The 26,486-nt window shown below is 71.5% G+C and carries 21 protein-coding genes; 18 read left to right on the top strand and 3 right to left on the bottom strand.

Annotated features, from left to right (window positions below; all coding sequences use genetic code 11):
• Window positions 1-21: 21 nt before the first annotated feature.
• Window positions 22-438, bottom strand: a complete 417-nt coding sequence (locus DI005_RS24710) for a helix-turn-helix domain-containing protein (RefSeq protein ID WP_199543201.1) — start codon at window positions 436-438, stop codon at window positions 22-24.
• Between the two features lie 228 nt (window positions 439-666).
• Between DI005_RS24710 and DI005_RS24705 the strand changes: the two genes are divergently transcribed.
• On the top strand, window positions 667-1,623 hold the full coding sequence (locus DI005_RS24705; protein ID WP_113643690.1) for an IS481 family transposase: 957 nt from the start codon (window positions 667-669) through the stop codon (window positions 1,621-1,623).
• A gap of 209 nt (window positions 1,624-1,832) precedes the next feature.
• Here the strand turns inward: DI005_RS24705 and DI005_RS24700 are convergent, their stop codons facing one another.
• Entirely contained in the window at window positions 1,833-3,896 is a 2,064-nt protein-coding gene (locus DI005_RS24700) for a hypothetical protein (protein ID WP_113643689.1), read from the bottom strand.
• A 450-nt stretch (window positions 3,897-4,346) separates the two neighbouring features.
• Between DI005_RS24700 and DI005_RS24695 the strand changes: the two genes are divergently transcribed.
• The 5 genes from DI005_RS24695 to DI005_RS24675 all read left to right on the top strand — a co-directional run bounded on the left by DI005_RS24695 (window position 4,347) and on the right by DI005_RS24675 (window position 10,645).
• Window positions 4,347-4,871, top strand: coding sequence for a DinB family protein (locus tag DI005_RS24695; protein WP_199543198.1), 525 nt, complete (start codon window positions 4,347-4,349; stop codon window positions 4,869-4,871).
• A 144-nt stretch (window positions 4,872-5,015) separates the two neighbouring features.
• Window positions 5,016-6,500, top strand: coding sequence for an MFS transporter (locus DI005_RS24690; RefSeq protein WP_113643688.1), 1,485 nt, complete (start codon window positions 5,016-5,018; stop codon window positions 6,498-6,500).
• Window positions 6,501-6,576: 76 nt separating this feature from the next.
• Window positions 6,577-7,632, top strand: coding sequence for a ketoacyl-ACP synthase III family protein (locus DI005_RS24685; protein ID WP_158559899.1), 1,056 nt, complete (start codon window positions 6,577-6,579; stop codon window positions 7,630-7,632).
• Complete coding sequence (locus tag DI005_RS24680; RefSeq protein WP_199543195.1) at window positions 7,629-9,116, top strand: class I adenylate-forming enzyme family protein; 1,488 nt, start codon at window positions 7,629-7,631, stop codon at window positions 9,114-9,116. The genes DI005_RS24685 and DI005_RS24680 overlap by 4 nt, the downstream gene beginning before the upstream one ends.
• Window positions 9,113-10,645, top strand: a complete 1,533-nt coding sequence (locus DI005_RS24675) for a phosphopantetheine-binding protein (RefSeq protein ID WP_199543193.1) — start codon at window positions 9,113-9,115, stop codon at window positions 10,643-10,645. The genes DI005_RS24680 and DI005_RS24675 overlap by 4 nt, the downstream gene beginning before the upstream one ends.
• 70 nt (window positions 10,646-10,715) lie before the next feature.
• On the opposite strand, the gene DI005_RS24670 is transcribed toward DI005_RS24675, so the two are convergent.
• The gene (locus DI005_RS24670; RefSeq protein ID WP_228714282.1) at window positions 10,716-11,591 is read right to left on the bottom strand and encodes an AfsR/SARP family transcriptional regulator; all 876 of its coding nucleotides are present in this window, start codon (window positions 11,589-11,591) and stop codon (window positions 10,716-10,718) included.
• 88 nt (window positions 11,592-11,679) lie between these two features.
• On the opposite strand from DI005_RS24670, the gene DI005_RS24665 reads away from it, so the two are divergent.
• Genes DI005_RS24665 through DI005_RS24610 form a run of 12 tightly spaced genes read left to right on the top strand, consistent with a single transcriptional unit; the run spans window position 11,680 to window position 26,480 of the window.
• Window positions 11,680-13,593, top strand: coding sequence for a fatty acyl-AMP ligase (locus DI005_RS24665; protein ID WP_112274703.1), 1,914 nt, complete (start codon window positions 11,680-11,682; stop codon window positions 13,591-13,593).
• Window positions 13,590-15,344, top strand: a complete 1,755-nt coding sequence (locus DI005_RS24660; RefSeq protein ID WP_199543191.1) for an acyl-CoA dehydrogenase family protein — start codon at window positions 13,590-13,592, stop codon at window positions 15,342-15,344. The genes DI005_RS24665 and DI005_RS24660 overlap by 4 nt, the downstream gene beginning before the upstream one ends.
• Window positions 15,341-16,954, top strand: coding sequence for an acyl-CoA dehydrogenase (locus DI005_RS24655; protein WP_113643686.1), 1,614 nt, complete (start codon window positions 15,341-15,343; stop codon window positions 16,952-16,954). Before DI005_RS24660 ends, DI005_RS24655 begins: the two co-directional genes overlap by 4 nt.
• A 28-nt stretch (window positions 16,955-16,982) precedes the next feature.
• The gene (locus DI005_RS24650) at window positions 16,983-17,255 is read left to right on the top strand and encodes an acyl carrier protein (RefSeq protein ID WP_112274699.1); all 273 of its coding nucleotides are present in this window, start codon (window positions 16,983-16,985) and stop codon (window positions 17,253-17,255) included.
• A complete protein-coding gene (locus DI005_RS24645) occupies window positions 17,252-20,158 on the top strand; it encodes a type I polyketide synthase (RefSeq protein WP_199543189.1) in 2,907 nt (968 codons plus the stop codon). The genes DI005_RS24650 and DI005_RS24645 overlap by 4 nt, the downstream gene beginning before the upstream one ends.
• Window positions 20,155-21,171, top strand: coding sequence for a 3-oxoacyl-ACP synthase III family protein (locus DI005_RS24640; RefSeq protein WP_113643685.1), 1,017 nt, complete (start codon window positions 20,155-20,157; stop codon window positions 21,169-21,171). The genes DI005_RS24645 and DI005_RS24640 overlap by 4 nt, the downstream gene beginning before the upstream one ends.
• Window positions 21,168-23,045, top strand: coding sequence for an HAD family hydrolase (locus DI005_RS24635; protein ID WP_158559897.1), 1,878 nt, complete (start codon window positions 21,168-21,170; stop codon window positions 23,043-23,045). Before DI005_RS24640 ends, DI005_RS24635 begins: the two co-directional genes overlap by 4 nt.
• On the top strand, window positions 23,042-23,263 hold the full coding sequence (locus DI005_RS24630; RefSeq protein WP_112274693.1) for an acyl carrier protein: 222 nt from the start codon (window positions 23,042-23,044) through the stop codon (window positions 23,261-23,263). Before DI005_RS24635 ends, DI005_RS24630 begins: the two co-directional genes overlap by 4 nt.
• Window positions 23,260-24,027 carry a 2-oxo acid dehydrogenase subunit E2 gene (locus tag DI005_RS24625; protein ID WP_113643683.1) on the top strand — a complete coding sequence of 256 codons (768 nt, stop codon included), beginning with the start codon at window positions 23,260-23,262 and terminating at the stop codon, window positions 24,025-24,027. The genes DI005_RS24630 and DI005_RS24625 overlap by 4 nt, the downstream gene beginning before the upstream one ends.
• Window positions 24,014-24,685 carry a 4'-phosphopantetheinyl transferase superfamily protein gene (locus tag DI005_RS24620; RefSeq protein WP_113643682.1) on the top strand — a complete coding sequence of 224 codons (672 nt, stop codon included), beginning with the start codon at window positions 24,014-24,016 and terminating at the stop codon, window positions 24,683-24,685. Before DI005_RS24625 ends, DI005_RS24620 begins: the two co-directional genes overlap by 14 nt.
• A complete protein-coding gene (locus DI005_RS24615; RefSeq protein ID WP_113643681.1) occupies window positions 24,682-25,743 on the top strand; it encodes an alpha/beta fold hydrolase in 1,062 nt (353 codons plus the stop codon). Before DI005_RS24620 ends, DI005_RS24615 begins: the two co-directional genes overlap by 4 nt.
• On the top strand, window positions 25,740-26,480 hold the full coding sequence (locus DI005_RS24610) for a thioesterase II family protein (protein ID WP_113643680.1): 741 nt from the start codon (window positions 25,740-25,742) through the stop codon (window positions 26,478-26,480). The genes DI005_RS24615 and DI005_RS24610 overlap by 4 nt, the downstream gene beginning before the upstream one ends.
• Window positions 26,481-26,486: the final 6 nt, after the last annotated feature.

Genomic DNA, 26,486 nt, shown 5'->3' with positions numbered 1-26,486 from the left:
CCTTCACTGCAGCTCGGGGGCCTATTCCAGGTGGTAGCGGCGGAGCCGCTGGTAGAGCGTGCCCCGGGAGATGCCGAGGCGGGCCGCCGCCTCGGACTTGTTGCCCCCGCACTCGGCGAGTGTGTCGGTGATGACCCGAACCTCGGCCTGCTCCAGCGGGCCGAGGTTGCCCGTGCCGCCGGGATCGAACTGGCCACCGCCCTGGACGGACCCGCGCGTGAGCACGAGCACCACACCGTCTTCGAGCCGGCCGGGAGTGACCGGGTACAGGCGTGCGCGCAGGCCGTCGGCCAGTGCGAGTTCGCTCGCGGACGGACCCGCTTCCAGCACCGCCGCCCACAACGTCGGCCGGTCAAGCCCCAGTTCGGCGGCGTCGTCCTCGACGATCATCGTCTGGCGGTCGAGCGTGACGACCGGACCGGCCGATGCCGACCGCATTGACAGGTGCGCGTCGAGCATCCGCCGCTGACGAGCGGTCGCGGCCTCGTGCAGGGCGGTGGTGACCCCGTCGACCAGCGCCCGGACGGCGACCAGCAGCAGGTGGTTGGCGTTAGGGCACTAGGTGTACCCGGCCAGGACGTTGGTAGCGGCGAGCCTGGTTGAACGGGCGAGAACCTCCGGATGGGATGTGGCTTGTCTAAGGCCCACTCCGACCCGGAGGTTCTCGTGTCCCACGGTAGTGCCCGGCTGGCTGTGCATGGTCGTCGACTGATCGTTCAACGCCACGAAGCAGGCTGGCCGCAGGCCCACATCGCCGCCGCGATGGGCGTCTCTCGCAAGTGTGTGAAGACCTGGATCGACCGCTATGCCGTCGAAGGCGACGCCGGTCTGGTCACGCGCTCGTCCCGGCCGCACACGATGCCCACCAGGACCAGCGATGAGGTCGAGCAGAAAGTCCTGGCTGCCCGCGCCGAGCATCGTGCCGGTCCCGATGTCCTCGGTCCGAAGGTCGGGGTGCCCGCGCGGACGGTGTCACGGATCCTGCGCCGCCATCGCGTGCCCTATCTGCGTGAGTGCGACCCGATCACCGGTGAGGTGATTCGCTGCTCGAAGCAGACCGCAATCCGCTACGAGCGTGAGCGACCAGGCGAACTGGTGCACATGGACGTCAAGAAGATCGGTCGCATCCCCGACGGTGGAGGCTGGCGTGTCCACGGCCGCGCGATTCCACGCAACCGCGTCAACGGGCCCGGATACGACTACGTTCATTCGCTGGTCGACGACCACTCCCGCCTCGCCTACAGCGAGATCCTGCCCGACGAGAAAGGCCCGACCTGCGCAGGCTTTCTCGAACGTGCGATCGCCTACTTCGCCGCCTACGGGATCACTCGGATCGAGCGGTTGATGACCGACAACGCCTGGGCCTACCGCTACTCACTGCGGGCACCGTGTGCCGAGCACGGCATCCTCCAGAAGTTCATCAAGCCCCATTGCCCCTGGCAGAACGGCAAGGTCGAGAGACTGAACCGCACCCTGGCGACCGAATGGGCCTACCGCCAGGTCTTCACCAGCAACGCCGAGCGAGCCACCGCCCTTGCGCCTTGGATCGAGCACTACAACACTCAACGCCGCCACAGCGCACTCGGAGCCAAACCCCCGATCAGCCGGCTGCCACCAACCTGATGGCCGGGTACAACTAGGAGGTCGTGAACAGAATGATCTCGGTCTGTGATTCGATGCAAGCGGTTGGACGATCGCCATGCGCTGTGCGGCATCCCCGTGCTGTGCACGGGGATGCCGTGGGAGTTCCTGCCGCGGACGCAGATGTTGGAACACGCCGGGCTGGATGAGCCGCTGTAGCGGTTCGCGGCGGCCGACGAGTGAAGCTGGGCTCAACGCCGCCGCTTCCGCCCCTTCCCCCGCGCATTCCGAGATGCCCGAGATGTCCCGGCAAGTGGATGGACGGTCGCGAGCCCAGGCCGCCGCGCGGCGAACAGCTCGCGGAGCTCCTCCAGCCCGGTCTCGTCCGGATGACCGGACGCCGAAAGGGCCGCCATCAAGCCGCGCGCCTCGTCCGGCGGGCTCTCGGCCAGCGCGTCGGCAACGGCGTCGGGCCCGCCGACCTCCAGCAGGTGGATGAGCTGCTCGGCCATGCCGCGCAGGCCTTCCTCCTCGCCGAGCTCTTCCATCGCTAGTTCGCCGTCCTCGACCAGCAGGTGCGTCGCGATCGGGCCCAGATGCCGGTCTGAGCGCAGGTTCCGCAGGAGCGCGCATCGGTCGGGGACGGTGTGGGACAGCATGTCGAGCATCGCGGTTGCGCGCGTGCGGAACGGACAGCCGCGGATCGCGTCGAGCAGTTGCGGCAGTCCGCGGTCTCGGCCACCGTGGGCGGCCAGCCATCCGGCGACCTCGTCCGCTGCCGTCTCCGGGCTGTAGTGCTCGGAGAGCATGCCCAGCATGGGCCCGGGTTCGGCGCCGGCCAGCTCACCGACCAGCGGCGCGTGCCGGCCCTCTTCGACCAGCCGGGCGCGCACCGCCCGGGTGGCGAGTGGCGTGAGCGACACCAGTTCCATCGGGCCGGCGCCCGGCCGCAGTGCGGCCCGCAGCCGATCGAGCATGTCCGGCGGGAACGGCGCGACCTCGTCGGGTGCCACGCCCTGGTCGAAGCCCAGGTCGGCGCGGAAAACCGGATCCGGCTCCGCGGTGGTCAGCTCCACCGCGCCGAAGTCGGCAAGCGTGGCCAACAGCCGGCGCAGGTCGGTCCCGACCCCCTTTCGCCACACCGTCTCGGACGCCGCATCGAGGTCATCCGGGTCGAAGGCTTCGTTCAAGGACAGCCAGACACCTGCCTCGAGCCGGACGACCGGCATCGGTTCGGGTAGCCCGTAGAGGGTGTTGAGCAGGTCGGCCAGCACCTCGTCGATGAGGACGCTGAGCAGAGTGGTGTGCTCGGGCGGCCAATGACCTCCTTGCGTGACGAGCTCGGGTGAGGGCAGTTCGCCGAACGCGGCCGTCCACAACGCAAGGCTGTCGCCAAGCAGCCGAGCGTTCTTGGCCACCCTCACCAGCTTGCCTCTTACCACCCGGACGACGCGGATCCTCTTGGCCAGCCCGACCAGAGAGGACAGGACGGGCAGGTCGGCGCTGCTCTGGGTTCGATAGACCCGGTCCCCGATCCGCGGATCGAACCGGTCGCCGGTGTCCAGCAGCGCCACCAGCTCGCGGGCATCGGCGAGCTTCAGGTTGCCGCTCGGGGTCAGCGCTCGACCCTCGCCGACCCATTCGACCAGCCCCCGCAACCGGGCGACGACCGGGGTCCGCTCGGCGGCTGCCGCGAGCTCCGCGTCCGGCGGAAGGGACACCGGCAGCTGGACCACCGCGCGTTCGGGCCGGCCACCGCCATCGAGCACATGTCGCGCGGCGATCTCAGCGAGAACGCCGTCGTCGTAGTCGACCCGGCCCATGCGGGCGTCGTCGAGGAACCCGGCCATGGCGGCACTGTCGGCGAGATCCACCCCCCGTCGGAGGGCGTTCATCGCCCAGAACTTGGCCACGCCGAAGTTGCGTTCGTCGGCCATGGCGGCGGGGAACTCGTTGCCGGCCTTCGTGATGGCCGCGTCGAGATGGTCCTGCGGATCACCGGTGGGATCGGCCAGCCCGGTCGCGTGCAGGTAACGAACGAGCAGGCGCAAGTCCTCGGGTATGTGGGCCACGTCCCGCGCGTTGGCCGACAGGGTGCGCGGCGTGTGCGACAGCAGGAACTCCTCGACCAAGCCGGTGGTCCAGTACCCCAACCGCCCGTCGATGCTGTTGTGCCGGAAGTTCAGCATCGTGTCCAGCGCCATCGGATCGAGTTCCCGGCCCTGTCGCTTCGCCCAGACCACGCAGCGCCGGATCAAGAGGGCTTTGGCCGACTCGAACGCGTCGGTGTCCTCGGGCTCGAAGTAGGTGCGCATTGCCACCCTCACGGTCCTTGCTGTTCGAGGAGTTGCCCAGGGTAGTGCAGACGTGAGGACTGCTGAAACGCGGCCTTGTCACCTGTCCACCGCGCGGGCGGCCGGACAAGGTCGTCTCCGGCACTCGCTTCGAATGCATGGCCTCGCCGCCGAAGTCATGGGATGATCGGCGACAGACGGGCATACGCGTCAGCGATCGGTTCGGCTCCCGACCTGAACCGGCCTCGGCTCTGGTGTTCGACTCCGCCCGCATCGACCCGCGCCCTGCGCGTCACGCCGATGAGCGCCCCGAGACCGCTCCGGCTCATTCCGCAGCTCCGGATGTGACGTCCCGGCTTCTCCTGCCCTCGCCGAACGCAGCCTCACGACCAGCCACGCCGACCGAGGCGGGACCGGACGGATTCCGCCGCCGCGCAAGAGAATGGAGTGAAACCCTTGAGTACCAACCGAATGACCAACGGCGCCGAGCGCGCGATCATCGAGAACATGCTCGATCGCAACCGCGAAGCCCTGATCGAGACCGCACGCGGCCTCTCGGAAGCCGAAGCCCGCCGCCGACTCGTCGCGTCGCTGACGACACCGATCTCCTTGATCAAACATGCCGCGGCCGCCGAACGGATCTGGTTTCAACGATTCTGGGCGGGCCTCGCCGAATCCGAATGCGACGGATACTCGAACCGAGACGAGGGCACCTTCGCCGTCGCAGACGACGAGCTCTTGGCCGACGTCATCGCGGAGTTCGAGCGGGCAAGCGAGCGATCACGGGCGATCGCCGCCCGCTTCGACCTCGACGACACCAAGGAGAACCCCCGCGAGGGAACCGTCAGCATGCGATGGACTCTCCTCGCCATGAGCGAAGAGTTCGCCCGGCACGCGGGCCACGGTGACATCCTGCGCGAACAGATCGATCAGCCCGTAACCGGACGGCCAGAGCCGTCAGTAGCTGCCGCAACGACGAAGCCCCACCGGCGATGACCACCGTTAGGGGTCTGAGTCTGACCCGGGAAAGCAGGCGGTGCGGATACCCGCGCGACCTCCGGGTAGCAGGGAGTAAGGCGGGCTTAAGCCGGTTGTGGGTGGATCGGAGGGCCGAGTTCGCCTGTTGACGAGGAGCCCGCAGTGACCGCCACACCCGGTGACACCGAGGCCGAGTCGCCCGCCGAGCCGGACAGCCGGCGCTGGGTGGTGCTGGTGTTGATGGGGCTCGCGTTGTGTGTCGTGGTGTTGAACAACTCCGCGCTCAACGTGGCGATTCCGGCGTTGATGCGCGACCTCCGCGCGGACCTGCCCGCCGTGCAGTGGATCGTGGACGGCTACTCGATCGTGTTCGCAGGACTGCTCATGGCGGCCGGTGTGTGGTCGGACCGATGGGGTCGCAAGCGGTTGACACTCGGCGGGCTCGTCGTGTTCGCGGGCGCGTCGATGCTCGCCGCACTCGCGCGGGAGCCCTGGCAGCTCATCGTCCTGCGGGGACTGCTGGGTGCCGCCGCCGCTTTCGTCATGCCGGGGACGCTGTCGATCCTGCTGCATGTCTTCGACCGCAAGGAGCGGGCCATGGCGATCGCCGTGTGGAGCGGCATCGCGGCGCTCGGCGTCGCGCTCGGGCCGATCCTGGGCGGCCTGGTGGTCGACGAGTTCGGCTGGGCCGCGGTGTTCCTGCTCAACGTGCCGATGGTCGCGGTGATCGTGTTGACGGGCGTGTTCTTCGTGCGTGAGTCGGCCGACCCGGCCTCGCGGCCGACCGACGCGGTCGGGGCCGTGCTGTCGGTGCTGGCAGTCGGTGGCCTGGTCTTCACGGTGATCGAGTTCGGCGCGTCCGGGCGGCTCGACGCGCTGGTGATCACGGGCGCGGTCGCCACGGTTCTGGCCGGGGTGGCGTTCGTGCGCAGGCTGCGCACGGCGAAGTACCCGCTCATGGAGCTGTCCCTGTTGGCCGACAGGCGATTCGGCGGGGCGGCGATCGGGAACATGTTGTTGTTCTTCGGTCTCGCGGGCGCGCTGTTCGTGCTGACCCAACGACTTCAGGTGCAGCTCGAGATGAGTCCGTTCTCGGCAGGTCTGGCCGTGGGGCCGGTCGCGGTGAGCGTGCTCCTCGGCACGGCGTTATCCCCGAGTCTTGGCAGGCTGGTCGGCGTCCGAGCGACGGTCGGGGCGGGCATGATGCTGTCCGCGCTCGGCATCGGCGGGCTCGGCCTTGCCCACAGCTATCCCGTCATCGTGGTCGCGCTGGTCGCCGCCGGTTTCGGCTTCGGTATCGCCACCCCGGTGGCCACCAGTGTCCTGGTGTCGAGCCTGTCCGATGACCGGGCCAGCTCCGGCTCCGCGGTCAACGACACCATGCAGGAACTCGGCTGGGCGCTCGGCGTCGCGGTGGTGGGGGCGCTGCTCAACCGGGTGTTCCAGGCCGGCGGCGGAGTGGAGACCTTGCAGCAGGCCGTCGACCTCGCCGTCGCCGCTCCGGACGGGGCAGCGATGGTCGCCCAGGCGAACGCCGCATTCGATCACGCGGCGGTCGTCTCCCTCGCTGTCGCCGGCGGCGTCAGTGCCGCGGGGGCCGTGCTTGCCGCCCGGCTGCTGCCCGCCCGTCTCCAAGGCGCGCCCTAAGAGCCGCATCAGACTCCCCGGGCACGCTGGGCAACGCATGCCGCCGCATGGCAGGGAACGAGCAGAGGAGCAGCACATGCAGTGGGACGACATCTACGTGGCGGGACTGGGTGCGTACCTTCCGCCGGCGGCGTCGGCGGAGGACGCCATCGCCGCCGGGGAGTACGACGCCGAGGAACTCGAGGCCAACGGCATCACGTCCGTGCTGGTCGAGCCCAAGCTGGCCGCGCCGGAGATGGCGGTGCTGGCCGCGCGGGACGCGATCACGCATTCGGCTGTCGACGTCGGCGACATCCGCCTGGTCTTCCACTCCAGTCTTTGGTACCAGGGTGTCGACATGTGGCCCGCCGCTTCCTACGTGGCGCGCTTCGCCGTGGGTGACTCGGTGGCCGCCTTCGACGTGCAGCAGCAGTGCAACGCCGCGGTCGGCGCGATGGACCTGGCCGCGTCGCGGCTGCTGTTCGAGCGCGGCCGGGGAATGGCGGGCGGCGCGGCGTTGCTGACCACCGGCGACCGCTTCGCCATGCCCGGTGTCGACCGCTGGCGTACCGAGCGCGGCCTGCCCTACGGCGACGGCGGCACCGCGATGCTGCTGTCCACCGAGAGCGGCTTCGCCCGGCTGCTTTCGACTTACACCGTGTCGGACAACGGCCTGGAGCAGGTGCTGCGCGGCGAGAAGTTCCACGACACCTATCAGCCGGGTCCGCTGGACATCACCAGCCGGATCGCCTACCACTTCGCCAACAACGGCGGCATGCGCGCCTCGACCGTGCGGCTGGCCGAGGCGGTCAAGGCGTCCGTCGCGGGCGCGCTGGCCGAGGCCAAGACCGAGTTCGGCGATCTGGGCGGCGTCGTCATCCCCGCCGCGGGCCGGGCGAAGCTGGACTGGCAGCTCAGCCAGCTCGTCGGTATCTACGAGGAGCAGACCTCGTGGACCTTCGCTCGCACACACGGACATCTCGGTGCCGGCGACCAGTTCGCCGGCCTGCGCCACCTCCTGCTGGAGGGTGTGGTCAAGCCGGGTGACCGGGTGCTGATGGTCGGCGGCGGCGCGGGCCTGACAGCGACCAGCGCCGTGTTCGAGATTCTCGGCGGCATGCCCGCGGCGACCGAGCGGACGTGGCCTCGGTGACGCTGTACGTCCCGTCCCGGACCGGCGGCGCCGCGATCCTCGACGACGCCGCGGGCCGCGCTCCGCAGGCCCCCGCCGTCCGCGACGCGGTGGGGGCGTGGACCTATGCCGAACTGCGCGCCGCCGCGCGTGCGGTCGCGAGGTCGCTGATCGAAGCGGGCGTGCGCAAGGGCGACCGGGTCGCGCTGTGCTCGCGCAACCGCCGCGAGCTGTCCGCGGTGGTGTTCGGCGTGCTGCGTGCGGGCGCGGTGCTGGTGCCGCTGAGCCCGCACCTGCCGCCCGCCGCGCTGTCCGCCGTCGTGGCCGACGCCGAGCCCACCGCGCTGGTCGCCCCCGCCGACGGCAGGCCCGAGGTGCCGTGCCAGGTCCTGTCCATAGAGGACATAGTGACCGGGGAGGGCGAGGACGACCCGGTCGCCGTCGAACCGGACGACACCGCGATGCTGATCTACACGTCTGGCAGCACCTCGGCGCCCAAGGGGGTCGTCTGCCCGCACTCCGCGGTCGAGTTCGCCGCACGTGCGATCCATGCTCGATTGTCCTATCGGGACACCGACGTGGTGCTGGTCGGATCGCCCATGTCGTTCGACTACGGCCTCTATCAGGTGCTGCTGTCGGCGCTGGCCGGCGCCGAGCTGGTCCTCGCCGACGCCGACGACCCGATCGGCATGCTCAAACTCATGCGCGCCGTGCGCGCGACCGTGCTGCCGACCGTGCCGTCGACCGCTCGGATGCTGGCCAGGCTGGCCCGGCGCGGTGATGCCCCCGATCACGTGCGGATGTTCACGAACACCGGGGCGGCGCTGACCACGGCCGACATCGACGAGCTCCGCGCGGTGTTCCCCCGCGCGGCCATCGTCTCGATGTACGGCATCACCGAGTGCAAGCGGGTCACCATCGCCGCGCCCGATGTCGACCGGCGCAAGCCCGGCTCGGTCGGCACCGCGCTGCCCGGCACCGAGGTCCGCATCCTCGGCGAGGACGGCGAGCCGGTCCCGGTCGGCACGGTCGGAGAGATCGTGGTGCTGGGGCCCCACGTGATGGCCGGCTACCGGGGCGCTCCGGAACTGACCGCGCAGCGTTACGACATCGACCCGGCGACCGGCTCGCGCAGGCTGCGCACCGGTGACTACGGCCACCTCGACGACGACGGTCACCTGTATTTCCACGGCCGCCGCGACGACCAGTTCAAACGCAGGGGCGTACGGGCCAGCCTGATCGAGATCGAGTCGGCCGCCGCGCGGGTCGACGGGGTCACCGCGAGTGCCGCGTTGCCCCCGGAGGACGACCACGACCTCGAGATCGTCGTCGTCTCCGAGCGCGACGGCGACGCCGTGCTCGCCGACCTCGCCGGCCTGCTGGAGCCCGCGAAGGTTCCGGCCTTCTGCCACGTCGTCGGCGTCCTTCCCTTGACCGCCAACGGAAAGACCGACAAGAAGCGGCTGCGCGAGCTGGTGCGGCCCGGCAGCGGGAGTGTCCAGTGACCGTGTTCGACGCAGGCCGCGCGGCCGAGTTGATCGCCGCGTACGGCAGTCCCATGTACGTCTACGACCTCGATCGGGTACGGGAGGCGAGGGCCGACCTCGTCGCCGCCGTGCCCGAGGGCGCGCAGTTGCTGTATTCGCTCAAGGCCAACCCGCACCCGGACCTGGTCGGCGAACTGCTCGCCGGGGGCTGCCACGCCGAGGTCTCCTCGACCGGCGAGCTGAGCACCGCTCTGGCCGCAGGCGCCGTGCCGGCCGAGGTGTTCTACACCGGCCCGGGCAAGACGGCCGAGGAACTGGAGATCGCGGTTCGCGCCGGGGTCGGGACGTTCAGCTGCGAGTCCCTTGTGGACCTGCAGCGGGTGGCGGCGGCGGCCCGCGAGTGCGACCGTGAGGTCGACGTCGTGCTGCGGGTCAACGGCGCTGAGGCGCCCGGCGGCGCGGGCATGCGGATGACCGGCGAGGCGTCGCAGTTCGGTACCGACGTCGAGATCCTGATGGGCCGGCGTGCCGAACTGGCCGGTGTGAGGGGCGTGCGGCTCGCCGGCTTCCACTTCTTCCCGCTGACCAACGTCTACGACGAACAGAGCTTGCTCGACGAGATGACCGGCAGCGTCCGCACCGCCGCCGCGCTGGCCGGCGAGCTCGGCATCGAGGTCCGGGTGCTCGATCTCGGCGGCGGATTCGCGTGTCCGTTCGCCAAGGAGGGCGAGCGCCCTCGGTACCCGGGGCTGCGCGCGCCGTTGACCGCGGCCCTCGACGAGCACTTTCCTCGCTGGCGCGCCACGACCAGGGTGCTTTTCGAGAGCGGACGGCACCTGGTCGGCGACAGCGGCGTGCTGTTGTGCACGGTGTCCGACGTCAAGGACAGCCGCGGGACCCGGTTCGCGGTGCTCGACACCGGGATCAACCACCTGGGCGGGTTGTCGGGCATCGGCCGGCTGCTGCCCCTGGCCGCTGCCGTGCTGCCTGTCGGCTCCGGCGACGCGGAGGAGACCGCGTCGGGGAAGATCCGGTTGGTCGGGCCGCTCTGCACACCCGCCGACACCCTGGGCCGCGGCGCGGCCGACGTGTCGGCGCACGTGCGGGTCGGGCAGATCCTCGCCATTCCGAACGTCGGCGCCTACGGCCCGACCGCCAGCCTGATCGGCTTCCTTGGCCGGCCGGGCGCGGCGGAGATCGTGGTCAGCGACGGCGACGTCGTCACCGCCAGCAGGCTCGTCCTCGTGCGCGAGCCGGTCGCGCCACACACCACCTCCCGTCAGGAGAACACGATGGAAACCACCCCGTGGGATGCCCGTTACCCGAAGGTGCTGGCCGAGGTGCTTCCCCGCCTCGGCTCGTCGGTCGGCCCCGACGACAATCTCCGCGCGGCGGGTCTGGACTCGCTGGCGCTGGTGGACCTACTGGTGCGCCTGGAGGAGGCGTACGACGTCACCATCCCCGACGACGACCTGGACCCGGAGGCCTTCGCGACGCCCGCGAGCCTGTGGCAGGTGGTGCAGGCCGCCCTCGCGCGCACGCGGTAGGGCCGGGAGCGAGAGCCGCGCTCGGCGAGGACGGGTGGGCGCCCGCACACCGTTGTGCGTGGCGCCTGGCTCAGGAGGCGGCGACGTCGGCCATGTGGCGGTCGAGGGCCGGATCGGCGCTGAGGACGGCCTGGTGCAACTGCTGGATCGGCCGGCACGGCTCGACACCCAGTTCCTCGCGCAGGCGCGTGCGCAACTGCACGAAGCAGTTCAGCGCGTCCGCCTGGCGTTCCGAGCGGTAGAACGCCAGCATGAGCTGCCGGTAGAACGTCTCCCGCAGCGGGTAGTCGTGCACCAGCCGGATCAGCTCGGCGATCACCGACCGATGCCTGCCCAGCAGCAGGTCGATCTCCAGCCGCAGCTCCAGTGCCGCGACGTACTCCTCGTCCAGGCAGGTGGCGAACACGCCGAGCATCGTGCCGTCGGTCAGGCCCGCGAGCGCGGGCCCCCGCCACAGGTCGAGGGCGCGGCGGACCGTGTCGGCCGCGTCGGCGAGCTGTCCCCTGTCCTGCAACGATCTGGCCCGGCCCATCAACGACTCGAACTCGTGCTGGTCGAAGCCAGCGCCTTCGAGACGCAGGAGATAGCCGGGCCCGTCGGTGATGATCGTCGCCTGGCGATCACCCCCGACGTTCTCGAAGAGCCCGTTGCGCAACTGGGCCATGTAGACATGCAACGCTCCCCGCGCCTTCGCGGGCGGCTGGTCGCCCCAGATCTCGGCGATCAGGCTCTCGGTGGACACGACCTCGTTGACCCTGGACAGCAACGAGGCGAGCAGGATCCTTTTCTTACTCGCGCTCGGTAACAGTGAACGTCCAGCTCCGTTGGCACAGTCCAGCACGGACAGCGGACCAAGGACCTCGAAGCGCACGCGGAACCCCCTAGGCTCTTCACTTGGTGTTGGCAATTGATCCTTACACGCGTTCGTGGCCCGATGAATGAACATTGGAAAGTTTCGATTGTTGTCACAGTGCTTTCCATCAGGGTTCGTGAACGTTGCGCTGAATGGCCGATCACGTGACATTCTCACGTGAATGTCGATCTTGTGGGGTGGGAATTCACCTTCCTGCTGTGTCAATGCTCTGAGCGTCTTCCTTCGTGCACTTCAGCGGTGGTTAAGGCGGACATCAGTCTCCGTCCAGGGCGCGCGTCGGGTGCCGCTCCTAAGGTCTGACGTGGATGTTGGAGGCGGGGCCGTGACAGGTGAGCGTGAGATGATCGAAGAGAGCGACCATTTCATGAGTCGTTTCCGGAGTTGGGTCGACTTTGTGCCCGATGAACCTGCGATCGTTTTTGTCGACGAATTCGGCGAAGTGAACACGAAGGATATTCGGGGCGACGGGCTGACCTATCGGGAACTGGACGAGCGGGCTCGGTCGCTCGCCGCCGGGCTCGTAGGCCGGGGTCTGCGCGGCGCTCGTGTCCTGTTGTCGCATCCTCCTGGCCTCGAATTCACCGTCGCGCTACTCGGCTGTTTCCACGCCGGTGTGATCGCCGTTCCCGCACCCGTGCCGGAGTCCGGTGGACGCGGCGACACGCGACTGACCGGCATCGTCACCGACGCCGAAGTCGGCGTCGTGCTGACCACTCCGGCGACCGCGGGCACCGTGCGCGGCTGGCTGGGCCGCGCGGGCCTGGCTGAGCGGGTCGAGGTGCTGGTCGAGGCGGACCTGCGCGAAGGCCGGCACGAGCCACTGCCCGAACTCGATCCCGAGGCCATCGCCTTCTTGCAGTACACCTCCGGTTCCACCAGCGAGCCCAAGGGCGTCCTGGTGACACACCGGGCATTGGCCAGCAACGCCTCGGAGAGCCGGCGCGCACTCGGGGTCGGCCGGGGGGTCCGGAGCGTGAGCTGGTTGCCGCACTACCACGACATGGGGCTGGTCGGTCAGCTGCTCGGGCCGATGTACTGTGGCGGCACCGCGTACCTGATGGCCCCGATGAGCTTCCTCAAGCGGCCGCACCGCTGGATGCGGTTGATCACCGCGGTCAAGGCGCACGTCACCGTGGCGCCCGACTTCGGCTACGCGCTGGTCACCCGCCGCACCACCGACGAGCAGCTGGCTGAGCTCGACCTGAGCAGCCTCGACGTCGTGATGAACGGGTCGGAGCCGATTCACGCGGCCACATTGGACAAGTTCGCCGCCAGGTTCGCCCCCGCAGGGCTGCGCGCAGCCTCGATCATGCCCTGCTACGGCATGGCCGAGACGACGCTGTTCGTCACCGCGGCCCCGCGAGGCACCGGCTACGTGGCCCGCGACGTCGACGCCGCCGCGCTGGCGAGCAACCGGATCGCCGTCGCCGAGGACGGACGGCCGTCGCGGCGGCTGGTGAGCAGCGGCAGGCCGGTCGACTTCGACATTCGTATCGTCGACCCCGAGACCCGTGCGGAACTGCCGCCGGGTTCGGTCGGTGAGATCTGGCTCGCCGGACCTTCCGTGGCGGCCGGATACTGGGCGCGGCCGGACGTCAGCCAGGACACCTTCCGGGCGCGGTTGTCCGGGTCCGATGCGGACTACCTGCGTACCGGTGATCTCGGTGGCCTCTTCGACGGTGAGCTCTTCGTCACCGGCAGGCGCAAGGAGGTCCTCATCGTCAACGGCCGGAACCTGTACCCGCAGGACATCGAGCGCACGATCCGCGAGGCGCACCCGGTGACCGGCGCGGGGGCGACCGCCGTGTTCACGGTCGAGGCCCAGGCGCCCGCCGCCGTCGCGGTGCAGGAGGTCCGCCCGGCGGACCTGAGGACCGTCGACGTGGACGAGCTGGTCGCCGTTCTGCGCCGGGCCGTTCGCGCCGAGTTCGAGCTCCATCTGGCCGATGTCGTGTTCGTGCCGACGGGCGCTATCGAGAAGACCACCAGCGGCAAGGTCCGGCGTGGCGCGACGAGGGACGCGTTCCTCGTCGACGGACTGCGCACACTGCACACCACGGTGGCCGGGCGATGACCGCGACGGACACCACGTTCCGGCACGCCCCGATGGTCGCGCTGGAGCAGCTGGAGCACCACCTCGGCCCGGCAGGCCCGGCCGCGGAGCGCTCCGCCGACGACCTGGCCGAGGAGTTCCCGGTCGCCGACGTCGCCGCACTGGACGCCTGCGACCTGGCGCTGCACTACGTTCCCGAGGAGTACGGCGGACGGTTGCGCGACTTCGAACGCTCCGCCGCGCTGATCCGTGCGGTGGCCGGGCGCGACCTGACCGTCGCGATCGCCCACGGCAAGACCTTCCTCGGGTGCGTGTGCGTCTGGGTGGCCGGCTCGGCCGAGCAGGCCCGCCGGGTCGCCGCGCTGGTGGCGGCCAAGGTACCGGTGTCGTGGGGTCTCACCGAGCGCGAGCACGGCAGCGACCTGGTCAACGGTGAGCTGACCGCCGTGGTCGACGGTGATGTGGTCCGCCTGACCGGCGAGAAGTATCTGATCAACAACGCAACGCGCGGTGGGCTGGTCACCGTGCTGGCCCGGGTGACGCCTGAGGGCGGGCCACGCGGGTTCGACGTGTACCTGGTGCAGCGCGACCGGCTGCCCGGCGGGGCGTACGAGCCACTGCCGAAGGTGCCGACGGTCGGCATCCGCGGTGCGGACATCAGCGGATTCGCCTTGCGGGAAGCCGAAGTCCACGCCGTGGACGACCGGGTCGGCGAGCCGGGCACCGGTCTGGAAACGGTGGTGCGGTCGCTCCAGCTCACCCGCACGTTGTGCTCGTCGCTCTCGCTGGGCGCCGCCGATCACGGGCTGGTCGAAGCGGTGCGTTTCGCCAGTGGGCGCGAGCTGTACGGCAAGGTTCTCGCAGACCTGCCCGCGGCGGCCCGGACGTTGACCGAGTGCTACGCCGACCACCTGCTCAACGAGGCGTTCGCCACCGTCGCGACGCGCTTGATCCACACCGTGCCCGGCGAGCTGGCGACGGTGTCGGCGGCGGTGAAGTACCTGGTTCCGGTACGCACCGAGGGCCTGCTGGCCCGGCTGCGTGGGCTGCTGGGGGCGAGGGCGTGGTTGCTCGACGTGCGCGGTGACGAGGTGGCGCAGGGCGTCGGCGAGTTCCAGAAGGTCGAGCGCGACCACCGGATCGTGTCGTTGTTCGACGGCAACACGGTCGTCAACCTGAGTTCCCTGGTCAGCCAGTTCCCGATGGTGGCGAGGGGGCACCGCGCCGGCCGCGAGCCGGAGCCGGGCCTTGCCGTCGCCGCCGACCTGACCGCCGAGCTGCCCCCAGCCGACTTCGCCGCGCTGCGGCTGGTGCCGATGAAGGGCGTGAGCGTGCTGCACAACCTCGCGCCCGCCGCCGCGGAGCTGGCGCGGCTCGCGGCGCGCGACCCGGACCTGACTCCGGTCGCCGGGGCCGTCGACGCGCTGCTGGCCGGGACCCGCGAGCTGCTGGGGGAGATCGCCGTGCAGCCCATCGTGCCACCGGACGTGCCGCCCTACGCGTTCGCGCTGGCGCGGCGGCTGGCCACGATGATCGCGGGCGCGTCGGCGGTCGCGCTGTGGCTGGGCAACCAGCAGGCCATGTCGGCCGATCCGTTGTGGCGCAAGGGACACTGGCTGCTTGCGGCGCTGGCCCGCCTCGGCGTCCCGGCCGACGACACCGCGCTGGACGCCAGCCACGCCGTCCTCGGCACGGTGCTGCGCGACCAGGTCTTCGGGTCCCGGCTGACCTCGTTGCTGCACGCGCGCCTCGTCCGGGAGCGAACGGCATGAACGGGGACGCCTTGGAGGAGCTGCTCGGCGACCCGTACGACGGGAGCAACCCGACCGGGCACGCCGCGATCGTCGCCGCGGACGACGCCGGCGAGCCGTGCGCCGCGGGCGAGGCCGTGCTCGACGCGTGGCAGGCCAACGCCGAGTACGTCCCCGCCGAGCTGGGAGGGAGGCTGACCGCGGTGGACGAACTGGTGCGCAGGCTGCGCCCGGTGTTCCGCCGCGACGCGGGCCTCGGCCTCGGCCACGGGCTGACCACGCTGATGGCCTCGCTCAACGTGTGGGCGGCAGGCACCGCTGAGCAGCGGAAGCACCTCGCCGGGAGGTTGCTGGCCGGCGAGCGGGTGTCGGTGGCCTATCACGAACTGGAGCACGGCAACGACCTCACCCGCAACGCGCTGCGCGCCGAGCGGCGTGGGAACGGCTTCGTGCTCGATGGCACGAAGCGGGTCATCAACAACGCGGGCCGCGCCCGCGCCGCCGTGGTGTTCGCCCGCACCGCCGACCCGGCCGCGGCGCCCGGTGGGCGGGACCACTCACTGCTTTTCGTCGACGACCTCGACCGCGTTCCCGGCCTGACCAGGCTGCCCCGGCTGCGCACCTCCGGACTGGCCGGTTGCCTCCTGGCCGGGTTCGGCTTCGATGGGGCCGTCGTGGGGGAGGACGCGCTGGTCGGTGCGGTCGGCACCGGCGCGGAGACCGCGCTGCGGTCGTTCCAGGTCAGCCGGTGCGTCACCGCGGGCGTGGGCACGTCGCTGCTGGAGGGCGCGCTGTTCGGCGTGTACCGGTTCGCCACCGAGCGGGTGCTGTACGGCCGTCCGGTCACGGCGATCCCGCATGCGCGGTCGGTGCTGGCGGGGGCGTTCATCGACCTGCAGGTCGCCCAGGCGCTGGCCCGGGTCGCCGCCCGCGCCCTGCACCTGTACCCCTCGGTCGCGGGCCGGTACGCGGCGGCGGCGAAGTACCTCGCGCCGAAGATCACCGAGAACGCGCTTGCCGACCTCGCGGTCGTCCTGGGCGCGCGCAGCTACCTGCGCGAGGGCGAGTACGCGTTCGTCGGCAAGCACCTGCGCGACATCGCGGGCCTGAGCATCGGCCATGCGGGCGGCGTGAGCTGCCAGCTGACCGTGCTGCCGGACCTGCCGGGCGTGCGGCCCACCGGGGCCGAGGGCGCGCTCTTCGACGACTCGCCGCTGCCGGAGCTGGATCTCGGCGAGTTGCGGATGCGGGCCGGCCGGGCCGATCCGCTGCTCGGCGCGCTGGAGGGCGTCGCCGATGACGAACTGCGGGCCGAACTCGCTAGCGTGCGCGCCGACGCCGCCGCGCTGCCGGTGACCGAGCGCGGAGTCACCGCGTCACACCGGTCGCTGGCGCTGACCGAGCGGTACGCGTGGTTGCTGGCCGCGTCCGCCTGCCTCAACTCGCCGCGCGCTGCGGATCCACAGTGGACGGATGCGGTGCTGGAGCGGATCGGCCTGCGTTCCGGCCGCACCACCGAGCGGACCTCCACAGCCGTTCTGGACGCCGCCTACCAGGACATGGCCGACCGCGCCGCGACCGGCCGCAGCTTCGACCTCGACCCCGAGCCGGTGCTTCGCGCCCTCGCCTGACCAGACAGCAGTCCCGAAAGAGGAGACCATGAACAGTCCGGACAGCACCACCGTCGACGTGACGCCGGCCGACGTGGCGGCGTGGCTCGTCGAACGGATCGCCGAGTACCGTGAGGCGCCGGCAGCCGAGATCGACACCACCGTGCCGCTCGCCGAACTGGGCCTTGACTCGGTCTACGTGCTCAGCCTGTGCGGCGACGTCGAGGACAAGTGGGGTCTGGTGGTGGAGCCCACCGTCGCCTGGGACCACCCCACCATCGACGCCCTCGCCGTCCACCTGCACGGGGAAATCGCGTCGTGACCGCCCCACGCGGCGCCATCGCCGTGGTGGGCATCGACTGCCGGTTCCCCGGTTCCCCCACGGTCGAGGACTTCTGGCGGCTGCTCCTGGACGGCCGCGTGGCAGCGGGCCCCGTTCCCGGCGACCGCTGGGACCCGGCGACGCTGACCGATGTCAAGTCCGGTGTGGACACTCCCGCGGCGTTCATCGACGACGCGGCGGCGTTCGACCACCGCTTCTTCGGCATCTCGCCCATCGAGGCCGCCGCCATGGACCCGCAGCAGCGGCTCCTGTTGCAGGCGGCCTGGCGGGCGTGCGAGGACGCGGGTTACGCGCCGAGGTCGCTGGCCGGCACCGCGACCAGCGTGCACGTGGGCATCATGTCCAGCGAGTGGGGCAACATCCACCTCACCGACTACCGCGGCATGACCCCGCAGCGCGGATCGGGCAACGGCTACTGCATGGCGGCCAACCGCATTTCCTACCATCTCGACCTAAAGGGTCCGAGCATGGCCGTGGACACCGCGTGCTCGTCCTCGCTCGTCGCCGCTGCGCTCGCGGCGACGACGCTGCGGGCGGGCGAAGCGAACATGGCCATCGTGGCCGGAGTCAACCTGATCCTGACGCCGGCACTGTCGATCTTCTACGACCAGGCCGGACTTGCCGCGCCGGACGGCCGCTGCAAGCCGTTCGCCGCGGACGCCGACGGGATCGGCCGGGGCGAGGGCGTCGGCGTGGTGATCCTGCGCAGGCTGGCCGACGCGGTCGCCGACGGACAGCGGATCTACGCGGTGATCGAGGGCGGCGCGGTCGGCTCGGACGGGCGCAGCAACGGCCTGACCGCGCCGAACCGGTTCGCCCAGGCCGACGTGATCCGGAACGCGCACGAGCGGGCCGGTGTCGACCCGCACGACGTGACGTTCGTCGAGGGGCACGGCACGGGCACGCGGCTCGGCGACATGATCGAGGTCCGCGCACTCGGCGACGTCCACAAGGGACGAACCAGGCCAGTGCTGCTCGGCTCGGTCAAAGCGAACCTGGGACACCTGGAAGGCGCGGCGGGCATCGCCGGCCTGATCAAGGCGTGTCTGTCGCTGGAGCGGCGCACCCTGCCCGGCACACCCGCGGGCGCGGAGAACCCCGACCTGAAGCTGGCGGACAACGGCTTCCGGCTGGCCGCAGGCACCACCCGGCTGCCCTCCGGGACCGTGCACGCGGGGGTGAGCAGTTTTGGCCTCGGCGGCACCAACGCGCACCTGGTCCTCTCGTCGCCGCCGCGCACACCCACGCCGGCGATGAGGGACGAGCAGGCGGCCGTCCTGACCGTCACCGCCGCGACGCGGGAGGCGCTGGCCGCCAACGTGGCCGCGCTGCGGGACGCGCTGGCCGCCGAGGTACCCGGCCGGGTCGCGCAGTTCGCGTGGACGTCCACCCGGGTCAAGACCGGCCTCCGGTACCGGGCCGCGGTCGGCGGTATCGGCCGCGACGCCCTGGTCGCCGCGTGCGACACGCTGACCCGCACGCTGCCGGGCGACGGCAGGCCGGCCGCGCCGCGCGTGGCGCTGGCGTTCACCGGGCAGGGCAGTCAGTACGCGGGGATGGCCGCACCGCTCTACCGGCACTGCGCGGCGTTCCGCCATCATCTCGACGAGGCTTCCGCGGCGCTGGGCGAGCTGCCCGGCGGCACCCTGGTCGAGTTGCTGCTGGCCGGTGCCGACCTGGAACCGACCGGGCTGGCCCAGCCCGCGCTCTTCGGCGTCGAGTACGCGATGGGCCGGACCCTGGTGGAGCTGGGCGTCCGCCCGGTCGCACTGCTCGGGCACAGCGTCGGCGAGTTCGCCGCCGTGTGTGTGGCGGACGGGATCACGCTGGCCGACGCCGCGAGGCTGGTCGTCGCGCGCGGCACGCTCATGCAGGCCCTGCCCGGGGGCGGTGCGATGCTGGCCGCCGCGGTTTCGAGCGCCGAACTGGCCGAACTGGTCACCGTTGAACCGGGAGAGGTGCTCGACGTCGCCGCGGTCAACGGGCCGCGCGCGGTCACGCTCAGCGGCACCGAGGCCGCCGTCGAGCGGGCGGCCGACGCGATTCGCGCGGCGGGCCGCTCCGCCACCCGGCTGCGCGTGTCCCACGCGTTCCACTCGGCACTGATGCGGCCGATGCTGGCCGAGTTCACGGAGCTGGCCGAGCGGGTCTGGCCGGGATCGCCGCGGTATCCGTTGTACTCCACCGTGCGGCCGGGCGTTGCCGGCAGCGTGGACGGGGCGTACTGGGCCGAGCAGGTGTGCGGTCCGGTTCGCTTCGCGGAGGCGGCCGGCCTGCTCGCCGAGGCCGAGCCCACCCACGTGGTCGAGGTCGGCCCCCGGCCCGTCCTGCTCGGCTTGCTGCGCGACGTCCTCCCCGCGCACACGTCTCTGGCCTGCTCACCCGGCCCCACGGCCACCGGAGGCGAGTTGGCGTCGGTGGTTGCCGCGCTCTACCGCGACGGCGTCGACCTCGACTTCGACCACTGGTTCCCGCCATCGGCCAGGGTCCGCCGCACTCTGCCGGGCTACGTCTTCGACCGTGACACCCGGTTCTGGTTCAGCGCCGACGACGGCCGTTCCGTCGCGGCGCCGCAGCGGAGCGAGCCCGCGGAGCAGGCCGCACCGGGCGCCGGCACGGGCACACCGGCGGCGGGCATCACCACGCTGGTCCTGGCGGCGATCGCCGCGGTCACCGGGCACGCGGAGGCCGCATTGCACCCGCACGCACAGCTCGAGGAGCTGGGCTTCGACTCGATCATGGCGATGCGGTTCGTGGACGAACTCGAACCGGCCATCGGCCCGCTCGACCTGGAAGCCCTGCTGCCCAACCTCACCACCGTCGGCACGCTCATCGACCACTTCGAGCGCACACACCAGATCGCGGAAGGAGCGTCGGCGTGAACCACCTGCTGCTGGGCAGCGGCATCGCCCTGCCAGGGGAGCCGATCGACAACGTGCGGCTCGGAGAGAAGTTCGGCACCGACCCGCGCTGGGTGGAGCGGTTCATCGGCACCAGAACCCGTCACCTCGGCGTCGACCTCGACACCGGCAAGCCGACCCACACGCTGGTCGACCTGGCCGCGGAGGCGGGCGCGGCGGCGATAGCCGACGCCGGGCTCGAGCCCGCCGACATCGACCTCGTGGTGCTGGCCACCGCGTCGCCCGACCACCTGATGCCGGCGTCGGTCAACCTCGTCGCCGACCGGCTCGGGATGCAGTCCGTGCCGACCTACCAACTCCAGTCGGGCTGCGCGGGCGCGGTGCAGGCGCTCGCACTGGCGCGCCGGATGCTCGACGACGAGCACGCGACGGCCCTGGTCATCGGCGGAGACAGCTGCGCCAAGCACCTGGTCCTCGACCACGACTTCCCGGCACTGCCGCCGAGCGAGCTGGTCAACTACGTGATCTTCGGCGACGGTGCGGGCGCGGTCGTGCTGGCCCGCTCCGAGGAGGAGTCCGGCACCCGGCTCGGCCCGGTGTGCAACACGTTCGTCGGCCTCGGCCGCGACCCCGGCCAGGTCATCCGCTGGTTCGGCGCGGCCGACAGGGACAGCGGCGAGCAGCCGGTGGACGAGAACTACAAGGCGATCGAGGCGGACGTGCCGACGCTGGCCGGCGAGATGCTGACCGAACTGCTGGACCGCACGGGGTGGCCGGCCGAGTCGATCACGCACCTGATGCCGCCGCAGCTCGGCGGCCGGATGACCGAGCACATCACCGCGGGCCTGCTCGACCGGTTCGGCCTGACCGCGCGGGAGATCAGCTGCGTCGCCGACACCGGCAACAACGGCAACGCGCTGCCGTTTCTGCAACTGCACCACACGCTGCCGCTGGCTCCCGGCGACCGGGCGCTGGCCGTGGCGATCGAGTCGAGCAAGTGGATCCGCACCGGGTTCGCGCTGGAGGGACTGTGAACACAGACCGGATTCGCGCGCTGCGCGACGAGGGGGCGCTCGCCGAGCGCTATCTGGAACTCGGGCCGCTGCTGGCCGCCGCGGACACCGCCACGGTGCGACGCGCGGGCGCGTTGCTCGGCGGACTGTCCTGTCAGGACGTCGTGGCGGCCAACCCCGGCATCCCCACCATCGCCATCTCCGTCACCGGCAGCGGCACGATCGCGCCGCTGCTGCCCGCGCTGACCGGCGAGCTGGCCCGGCACGGTCTCGCCGGGCAGGTGTCGGTGGGCGACCCCGGCGCGTACGCGTTGCACCTCGCCCGGCCCGCAGCGGCCGACCTGACGCTGTGCCTGCTCGACGCGTCGGCCGTGTTCGACCGGATCGTTTCTCCCGTGTGGACGGTCGACGACGTCGGCACCGCCGCCGCCGAGCTGCTCGGGCTGCTGCGCGGGTTCGCGGCGTCGCACACCGAGCGGGGCCGGGGCGCGCTGGTCCTCACCACCGCACCGCTGTGGTCGTCGTGGACGAACCAGGTGCTCGACCTTCGCGAACGTGCCAGGCTCGGCGCGGTGTGGCGCCGGTTCACCGCCGACCTGCTGGAGCTGGGCACGTCTGCGGACACGGTCTACGTCATCGACCTCGACCCGCTGCTCGGCGACCTCGGCCCGGCCCGCGACGCGCGGCTGGAGGGCTACGCGCACGTCGCCTACACCGACGCGTTGCTCGGCGCGCTGGCGCGCCAGGTCGGCCACCTCGCCCGCGGGCTGTGCGGCCGGCCTCGCAAGTGCCTTGTGCTCGACCTCGACGGCACGCTGTGGGGCGGCACGCTGGCCGAGTCCGGCGGTGACGGCCTGGACATGGCGGAGGGCTTCCGCGGCGAGGCCCACCGCCGGTTCCAGCGGGCCGTCGCACAACTCGGCAGCCAGGGCGTGCTGCTGGCTGTGTGCAGCAAGAACGACGCCGCCGAGGTGGACCAGGTGTTGCGTACCCACCCCGACCTGCTGGTCCGTCGCGACGACTTCGTCACCGTGCTCGCCGGCTGGGAACCCAAGGTCGCCACCGTGCCGCGGGTGGCCGAGCGCATCGGCATCGGCGTCGACAGCCTGGTCTTCGTGGACGACTCGACCACCGAGACGGGCCTGATCCGGGCCAACCGGCCGGAGATCGCCGTCGTCGACGTCGACGCGGACGAGCCCGCCACGCACGTCGACCGGCTGCTCGCCGAAGGCTGGTTCGACGCCACCACGATCACCGCCGAGGACCGCGAACGCGCCGAGGCGTACCGCACGGAGGCCCGCCGCGCGGACTTCCGCACCGGGTTCTCCTCGCTCACCGACTACCTCGCCGAACTGGACACCCGGCTGGACATCTTCGCCCCCGGCCCCGCCGACGTGGCCCGGCTCGCCCAGCTCACCCAGCGCACCAACCAGTTCAACCTGATGACGCTGCGGCTCGACGAGTCCGCGGTGCGCGCGGCTCTGTCCGATGCGGACAGTGTGGTCGCACCGATCCGGGTCCGCGACCGTTTCGGCGACCACGGCGTCGTCGGGGTGGTGTTCGCCCGGCGCGACGGTGGCACGGTGCTGATCGACAACCTGGTCATGTCGTGCCGGGTGCTCGGCCGCGGCATCGAGTCGGCCTGGATCGGCGAGCTGCTGCGCTGGGCTGCCGCGCAGGGCGCCTCCGCCGTGATCGGCGGCTACAAGCCGACCCCGCGCAACGGCCGAGTGGAGAACCTGCTGCCGGAGCACGGTTTCGCCCCGATCGACACCCCGGCTGGCTTCGACCCGGCCGCCCGCTGGTTCCGCCACGACCTCGCCGAGCTGCCCGGCCCTGTTGCCAACCTGACCGTCGAATCCGCACTTCCCGCGCCGGCCGGAGGAACCCGATGAGCCCCGACGCCTTCCTCGAGCTCGTCCGCGACGAGGTCGGCCTCGAACTCGCCGAGCCCGATCTGGACACCGCGTTCGACGACCTGGAGGGCTGGGACTCGGTGATGATGCTCAAGCTGCTCGGCGCGGTCGAGCAGGCGACCGGGCGGCCGGCGCCGATGATGGCCTTCCTGGAGGCCACCAGCCTGCGGGGCGTCCACGCGGTGATCGGGCCGTGAGCCCGGCCATCACCGCGCTGCCCCGGCAGCGCAGGCACACCCTGCACTTCCTGGCCTCCGTCCGCGCCGCCAGCCCGGTGCACCTCGACGCCGAGGTCGACGTCACCGAGCTGATGGCGCACCGGGCGTCCGCCGAGCGCCCGGCGTCGGTGCTGACGTACGTCGTCCACGCGGCAGGCCGGGTCATGGCCCGGCACCCGGACGCGAACTCCGGCATCGGCGGGCTGATCCGGCACAGGGTCGCGCGTTACCCGTTCGTCGACGTGAAGCTCACCCTCGACCGCGAGCTCGGGGGCACGCGGGTGGTGCTCTCCGCGGTGCTGCAGGACGCCGACCGGGCGTCGCGGTCGTTCCTGCAGCACCGCATCACCCGGCTGGCCGGTGCGAACCCGGCCACGCTGCCCGACTTCGCGGGTGCCCGCGCGCTGCAGCGTGTGCCGTTTCCGCTGGGGCGACTGGTGTTCCTCGCCGCGGGCCGCCTGTCCGGCCGACACCGGCACCTGGGCACCGTCGCGGTCACCTCGCTGGGGCACCGTCGCGTCGGCCGGTTCTTCTCCAGCGGCGGCACCGCGATCACCATCGGCGTCGGCCGGGTCGAGCAGCGGGCCGTGGTGCGGGACGGCGAGATCGTCGCGCGCCCGGTCCTGCCGCTGAGCCTGACGTTCGACCACCGCGTGCTCGACGGCGCGCTCGCGGCCGACGTACTCGACGACCTCGTCGAGACCCTGCGGAACACCCCGGAGCCCAGCGATGCCGCTCGTTGACCCGCCGGTCGCCCTGCGACCCGGTCTCGGCGCACAGCGGTGGGCGCGGGTGCGGGCGCATTGGTCGAGACGCGGCGTCCTCGTCGGCCACGGCACGTCGCACGAGTGGGGCGCTGGCCGTGAGGGCTCGCGATCGATGATCACCACCACGCTGTCGCGGCTGCTGGAGATCGATCCCGGCCACGTGAGGATCGACCGCGATGCCCGGCGGCGTCCCTACCCGGTGGACATCCGTACCGGGGAGCGGATTCCGGTCGACATCAACCTCAGCCACACCGAGGACCTGCTCGTGCTCGGCGTCAGCCGGGTGGGCCGCATCGGCGTCGACGTCGAGCGGACCGACCGCGAGATCGCGGCCGAGCCGTCGATGCTGGCCCGGGTCTGCCATCCCGACGAGCACGCCGTGCTCGCCGGCCTGCCGCGGCGGGTCCGTACCGAGGCCATCGCACGGATGTGGGTCCGTAAGGAGGCCGTGGCGAAAGCCGACGGGCGAGGGCTGGCCATCGACCTGGCCAAGCTCCGTGCGGACGTGCCGCCACCCGGCTACCGCCTCGCGGCCACCCGGCTGTCCGAGGGCTACTGGCTCGGGGTCGCCCTGCACGAGGGCGCGCCGACGACCCAACCGCCGAGAAGGTTGTTAGAGGGGGTGAATCGGTGACCGAGCCGACGCTCGCGGAGCTCGCCGACTTCGCGGGACTGCACGCGCGCGCCCAGGGCCTCGACCCGGGGTCCGTCGCCTCGGCGCTCGCCAGGATCAAGGCCGGCGGCGATCCCGCGGCGTGGCCGAGAACCTGGTCGGAGCTGGGCGATAGACAGCTCGCAGAGGGAAGGCCGCTGCAGGCGTGCCGATACTTCGTCCTGGCCCGTTTCCCGTACCCGGCCGACGATGTGCGCGCCGCGGCGGGCAGGTCCGCGGTGGCGGCGTTCGACACGTGGCGGCGCCGGCAGGGCGGGATCGAGCGCCGCGAGTTCGCCCTGCCCAGCGGTGACGTGGCGGCGTGGACGGCCAACCTGCACGAGGGCAACCCGGTCCTGCTGGTCATGGGCGGCATCATCAGCGTCAAGGAGCAGTGGGCGCCGTTCCTCACCTCCGCCCGCCGGCTCCGTGCCGGCGTGCTCGTCACCGAGATGCCGTCGGTGGGGGAGAACACCGCCCCCTACGGCAAAGGCAGTGACGAGTTGATCCCGGAGATCCTCGACGCGCTCGGCGCACGCGTCTGCGCCGCGGGCGTGCACGTCGTGGGCCTGAGCTTCGCAGGGCACCTGGCGCTGTCGTCGGCCCGCCACGACCCTCGCATCTCCAGCATTCACACCGTGGGCGCGCCCGTGTCCGGCGTGTTCGGTGACCCGGCGGCCCTGCCGGCCACCACCACGTCGACGCTGGCACACCTGAGCGGCGGGGCGGACCTGTCCGGAATGGCGCTCACTCGCGACGACCTGGCCAGGGTGCGTGTGCCCGTGCGATACGTGGCGAGCAGACGCGACGAGATCATCCCGCGTCGCGAGTGGGAGCTGCTCGCCGAGCACGTCGCCGACTTCGAGTGGGTCGAGTTCGATGACGTCCACGGCTCACCCGGCCACCTCGCCGACACCCGCCTGTGGTTGCTGCGCAACGTGCTGGCCCGGCTCGGTGACCGCAGGGCCACGGTGCTCGGGCTGTTGCTGGCGCTGCGCGGACGCACCGGCCGCGGCGGTCTGACCCGGGTGGCGCCATGACCGTCAACCTGTTCTGCTTCCACCACGCCGGTGGCACAGCGTCGGTGTTTCGCGCCTGGGAGCACGGCCTGCCCGACGGCTTCACCCTGCGTCCCGTTCAGCTACCCGGCAGGGACAACCCGGCGACCGTCGTCCGGTACCACGACCTGCGCCCGCTGGTCGAGGATCTCGACGAGCTGCTCGACGCCGACCTGGCGGAGCCGTACGCGACTTTCGGCCACAGCATGGGCGCGCTGATCGCGTACTGGCTGGTGCAGCGCCGCATGGCCAGGGGCGCGACCCTGCCGCTGGCCTACCTCGTCGCCGCGTACGCCGCACCGCATCTGACCAGACCTCGGCTGGTCGGCGAGAACGTTCAGGACCTGGACGACGTCACGCTCGCCCACCGGCTGCGCGCCGTCGGCGGGATGCCGGAGGAGCTGCTGAGCCGGCCGGAATGGCTCAGGCTGTTGCTCGGCACCGTGCGCGACGACCTCATCCTGTGCGCCAGCCACCGCTACATCGCCGCCCCCAAGCTGCCGATGCCCGTATACGTGTTCGGAGGCAGGCGAGATCCGCTCGTCGACATCGGTCAGCTGGGCGGCTGGCGCGATCACGCCGCGGACGTCTTCGGCATCGACCTGCTCGACGGCGGCCACTTCCTGGTACAGGACCGCAACAGCGGGCTGTTGCCCGCCGTCCGCGCGCGCCTGGTCGAGGCCGTGCCCACCGTCCCTTCCCATCCGCTGTCGCAGTAGGAGCAC

Source organism: Prauserella sp. PE36 (assembly GCF_003311655.1).
Taxonomy (GTDB): Bacteria; Actinomycetota; Actinomycetes; order Mycobacteriales; family Pseudonocardiaceae; genus Prauserella_A; species Prauserella_A endophytica.
The sequence above is the reverse complement of the archived record's forward strand: the minus strand, read 5'-3'. Positions and strand labels throughout refer to the sequence as shown.

What these genes read in the sequence shown, in the direction of transcription:
- DI005_RS24710 (WP_199543201.1), bottom strand. Translation starts at nt 438, where the DNA reads ATGCGGTCGGCATCGGCCGGTCCGGTCGTCACGCTCGACCGCCAGACG.
- DI005_RS24700 (WP_113643689.1), bottom strand. Translation starts at nt 3,896, where the DNA reads ATGCGCACCTACTTCGAGCCCGAGGACACCGACGCGTTCGAGTCGGCC.
- DI005_RS24695 (WP_199543198.1), top strand. Translation starts at nt 4,347, where the DNA reads ATGACCAACGGCGCCGAGCGCGCGATCATCGAGAACATGCTCGATCGC.
- DI005_RS24685 (WP_158559899.1), top strand. Translation starts at nt 6,577, where the DNA reads ATGCAGTGGGACGACATCTACGTGGCGGGACTGGGTGCGTACCTTCCG.
- DI005_RS24670 (WP_228714282.1), bottom strand. Translation starts at nt 11,591, where the DNA reads ATGTTCATTCATCGGGCCACGAACGCGTGTAAGGATCAATTGCCAACA.
- DI005_RS24665 (WP_112274703.1), top strand. Translation starts at nt 11,680, where the DNA reads ATGTCGATCTTGTGGGGTGGGAATTCACCTTCCTGCTGTGTCAATGCT.
- DI005_RS24660 (WP_199543191.1), top strand. Translation starts at nt 13,590, where the DNA reads ATGACCGCGACGGACACCACGTTCCGGCACGCCCCGATGGTCGCGCTG.
- DI005_RS24655 (WP_113643686.1), top strand. Translation starts at nt 15,341, where the DNA reads ATGAACGGGGACGCCTTGGAGGAGCTGCTCGGCGACCCGTACGACGGG.
- DI005_RS24650 (WP_112274699.1), top strand. Translation starts at nt 16,983, where the DNA reads ATGAACAGTCCGGACAGCACCACCGTCGACGTGACGCCGGCCGACGTG.
- DI005_RS24630 (WP_112274693.1), top strand. Translation starts at nt 23,042, where the DNA reads ATGAGCCCCGACGCCTTCCTCGAGCTCGTCCGCGACGAGGTCGGCCTC.
- DI005_RS24620 (WP_113643682.1), top strand. Translation starts at nt 24,014, where the DNA reads ATGCCGCTCGTTGACCCGCCGGTCGCCCTGCGACCCGGTCTCGGCGCA.
- DI005_RS24610 (WP_113643680.1), top strand. Translation starts at nt 25,740, where the DNA reads ATGACCGTCAACCTGTTCTGCTTCCACCACGCCGGTGGCACAGCGTCG.